General features: G+C 69.3%; 4 protein-coding genes and 1 tRNA gene. 4 read left to right on the forward strand and 1 reads right to left on the reverse strand.

The window, feature by feature from the left end:
* The first annotated feature begins 158 nt into the window (after positions 1-158).
* The 3 genes from rpsD (at position 159) to Q0112_RS15450 (ending at position 1,879) form a co-directional block, all read left to right on the forward strand.
* Positions 159-779, forward strand: a complete 621-nt coding sequence (gene rpsD / locus Q0112_RS15440; RefSeq protein WP_297976827.1) for a 30S ribosomal protein S4 — start codon at positions 159-161, stop codon at positions 777-779.
* A 213-nt stretch (positions 780-992) separates the two neighbouring features.
* Positions 993-1,424, forward strand: coding sequence for a hypothetical protein (locus Q0112_RS15445; protein WP_297976829.1), 432 nt, complete (start codon positions 993-995; stop codon positions 1,422-1,424).
* Entirely contained in the window at positions 1,421-1,879 is a 459-nt protein-coding gene (locus tag Q0112_RS15450; RefSeq protein WP_297976832.1) for a TIM barrel protein, read from the forward strand. The genes Q0112_RS15445 and Q0112_RS15450 overlap by 4 nt, the downstream gene beginning before the upstream one ends.
* A 305-nt stretch (positions 1,880-2,184) precedes the next feature.
* Here the strand turns inward: Q0112_RS15450 and rlmB are convergent, their stop codons facing one another.
* Positions 2,185-2,973: a 23S rRNA (guanosine(2251)-2'-O)-methyltransferase RlmB gene (rlmB, locus tag Q0112_RS15455; RefSeq protein ID WP_297976831.1), complete on the reverse strand. Its 789-nt coding sequence runs from the start codon at positions 2,971-2,973 to the stop codon at positions 2,185-2,187.
* A 90-nt stretch (positions 2,974-3,063) separates the two neighbouring features.
* Here rlmB and Q0112_RS15460 point away from each other — a divergent pair.
* Positions 3,064-3,149 (forward strand) — tRNA-Tyr (locus Q0112_RS15460).
* The last annotated feature ends 297 nt before the right edge of the window (positions 3,150-3,446 follow it).

Genomic DNA, 3,446 nt, shown 5'->3' on the forward strand with positions numbered 1-3,446 from the left:
AGCGCTGTTGACTCCCGCGGCGGGCGCCGGTAAGCGCGCGCATCCGCCGTCCGTTTTGGGCGGGGGCTTGGCGTTCGTGGACCCCGCAAGGGGAAGCCTGTCGGCCGGGGGAACCCGGCAGAGGAGACGCCGGACCTTTTGAGACGAGGAGATACGCCGTGACGAAGCGCACGAGTGCGAAGTACAAGATCGACCGCCGCATGGGCGAGAACATCTGGGGGCGGCCGAAGTCCCCGGTGAACAAGCGCGAGTACGGCCCCGGTCAGCACGGCCAGCGCCGCAAGGGCAAGCTCTCCGACTTCGGCACCCAGCTCCGGGCGAAGCAGAAGCTGAAGGGCTACTACGGCGATCTGACCGAGAAGCAGTTCCGCCGCATCTACGACGAGGCCGAACGGCTGCGCGGCGACACGCCGGAGCTCTTGATCGGGCTGCTCGAGCGGCGGCTCGATGCGGTGGTCTACCGGGCGAAGTTCGTGCCGACGATCTTCGCCGCACGGCAGTTCGTGAACCACGGCCATGTCAACGTGAACGGCCGCCGGGTGAACATCGCCTCCTATCGGGTGAAGGAAGGCGACGTCATCGCGGTGCGCGACAAGTCGAAGCAGCTCGCGCTCGTGCTCGAGGCGATCGGCTCGCCGGAGCGCGACATCCCGGAGTATCTCGCGGTCGACCATTCCAAGCTCACCGCCGAGTTCGTGCGCATGCCCGCGTTGTCGGACGTGCCCTACCCGGTGATGATGGAGCCGAACCTGGTCGTCGAGTACTACGCCAAGAACTGATCCCGGTTTCCGGGACGGAAGGCCGCGCCGCCGCTTCGGGCGCGCGGCCTTCCTGCGTTCGGGCCCCGGCGCCGTTGCGGTTTGCGCCCTGGCGAATTGAGTGCTCTCCTTCCCGGCGGGGGTCATGCAGCGCGGCGATTCGACCCAGGGGAGGAAACCGAGGCGTTTGCGGGGCCCGCGAGGAACGCGGACGGCAGGGGCTGGTGAACTGAGATGATCCGTTACGGCACCAACCCCATCGCCTGGTCGAACGACGACGATCGGACCCTCGGCGCGGACATCCCTCTCGACCAGTGCCTGAGGGAGGCGGCCGAGATCGGCTTCGAGGGCATCGAGAAGGGGCACAAGATGCCTTCCCAGCCCGAGGCGCTGAAGGCGGCACTCGCGCCCTACGGGCTCGCCTTCGTCTCGGGCTGGTACTCGCTCGAACTCCTCGCCCGCTCGGTCGAGGACGAGAAGCGCGCGATGCAGCCGCACCTCGACCTGCTCAAGGCGATGGGATGCGATGTCGTCATCGCCTGCGAGACCTCGACGCCATCCACGGTGACGACGGCCGCCCGCCGAGCTGGCCGGCGCCGAGGCTTGGGCGCGCTTCGGCGCCGACGTGGAGGCAGATCGCCGCCTTCACCGCCGGGCAGGGGCTGACGCTCGCCTACCACCACCACATGGGCACGATCGTCGAGGCGCCGCACGAGATCGACCATTTCATGGCCGCGACCGGGCCGGCGACGAAGCTGCTGCTCGACACCGGCCACTGCTTTTTCGGCGGCGGCAATCCGGCCGAGTTCGCGCGGAAGTACATGCCGCGCGTCGCGCATATCCACGCCAAGAACGTGCGCCTGCCCGTCGCCACCGAGGTCGGGACCGAGCGGCTCTCCTTCCTCGAGGGCGTGCGGCGCGGCGTCTTCACCGTCCCGGGCGACCCGGAGGGAGCGGTCGACTTCGCGCCGGTCCTCGAGATCGCCGCGGCGCATGGCTATTCCGGATGGCTGGTCATCGAGGCGGAACAGGACCCGGCGGTCGGGAGCCCGCTCCTCTACCAGGGCATGGGGCTGACCTCGCTCCGGGTCATGGCCCGCGCCGCCGGGCTCGACCGATAACGACGCGCCTCCGTCATCCCGCAGTCGTACCCGTAAGTGGCGCTTCCGGAAGCCACCGACTCGAGCTGAGCGGGTCTTCGAGTCATCTCGTTGGCATGCACCCGGTGCATGAAGCGTATATGCCCGGCGCATCGCGCAAAACGACGGTCCTGCAACGAAAAAGCGCCCGGACCAAGTCCGGGCGCGAAGTTGGAACGAGGGACAGTGAGATGAAGCAGGGCAGTTCCAAGCCAACTGCTTCGCGCAATGATATGGGGGCGCATGGCCTTCTCGGCAAAGGCGAGTCCGGAAAATGTGATCGAATGTTACAGGGCGCGTGACCGCCCGGCCGCGGCATAAAGCGCGACCGCCGCCGCGTTCGAGACATTGAGCGACCCGAACTCTCCCGCCGACGGGATCCGCGCCGTCCGGTCGCAGAGCTTGCCCGTCAGCTCCCGCATCCCCGGCCCCTCCGCGCCCAGCACCAGCGCGAGCGGCCGGCTGGCGAAGCCCGCCAGCACCGGTCCGATCTCGCCCTCGGCGGCGCCGTCCAGCCCGACGATAGCATAGCCCATCTGGTGGAGCGCCTGCATCGCTGCTGCGAGATTTGGGACGCGCAGATAGGGCTGCCGCTCCAGCGCTCCGGAAGCCGCCTTGGCGAGCGCGCCGGTCTCCGGCGCCGCATGCCGCCGCGGGGCGACGACCGCCCGCGCGCCGAAGACCTCGGCCGAGCGCAGGATCGCGCCCACGTTGTGCGGATCGCTCACCCGGTCGAGGAGGAGCACCACCGGCGCCCCGTCGCCTGGCGCGCAGACCTCCGACACCGAACCCCAGGCGAGCGGCTCGACCTCGAGCGCCGCCCCCTGGTGCACCGATTGCGGATCGAGCGGCGCGTCGAACCGCCGCGGGTCGACAACCTCGGGCACCATCGCCGAAGCCGCGATCGCCGCCCTCAGCCGCTCCGCCGCGTTCGGCGTCACCACCAGCCGATGCCGCTTGCGGCGCCGGTTCTGCAGCGCATCCCGCACCGCATGCAGCCCGAAGAGCCAGACGGTGCCCGCCCCCTCGCGCCGCGCCCGCTCCCTTTCGACCGCCCACTCCGGCTTCCTCGCCACGCCCGCCTCGCATCTTCCCGCGCCGCGGCGAGTCTGACGTGTTGACCCCGGCGCTTCCAGCGCATAATCACCGGCGCACGCTGCGACCTCGGAGGGGTGGCAGAGCGGTCAAATGCAACGGACTGTAAATCCGTCGGGGCAACCCTACGCTGGTTCGAATCCAGCCCCCTCCACCATCCAGAAAGGCCGAAGGCAAGCCGGGTTGACGTCCCGCGCGGGCGCTGGTCGCGGCCAGAGGCCAGCGCGGGGCACGAGCCTACCTTCGGCAGGCCTCGCCGTCGCCGGACCCGATCCCCGCACTAATGCCGATCTCGATCTCCCGCTCTCCGAGCTTGAGGTTCGGCCGCCGCGTCTGCGGCGGCGAGCAAGGTGCAGGCGCGCGACGCGCGCGTGCGCCCTGCCTTCAAGAAATTGATATTGCAGCGCGATTTTTTCGTACATACAATGTATATACGGCTGCGCGCCCTCGTCAG

The organism is uncultured Amaricoccus sp. (genome assembly GCF_937858865.1).
In the GTDB taxonomy this organism is placed as follows: domain Bacteria; phylum Pseudomonadota; class Alphaproteobacteria; order Rhodobacterales; family Rhodobacteraceae; genus Amaricoccus.

Excerpts from the sequence above, each read along its gene's own strand:
- Q0112_RS15445 (WP_297976829.1), top strand. The coding sequence starts at position 993 with ATGATCCGTTACGGCACCAACCCCATCGCCTGGTCGAACGACGACGAT.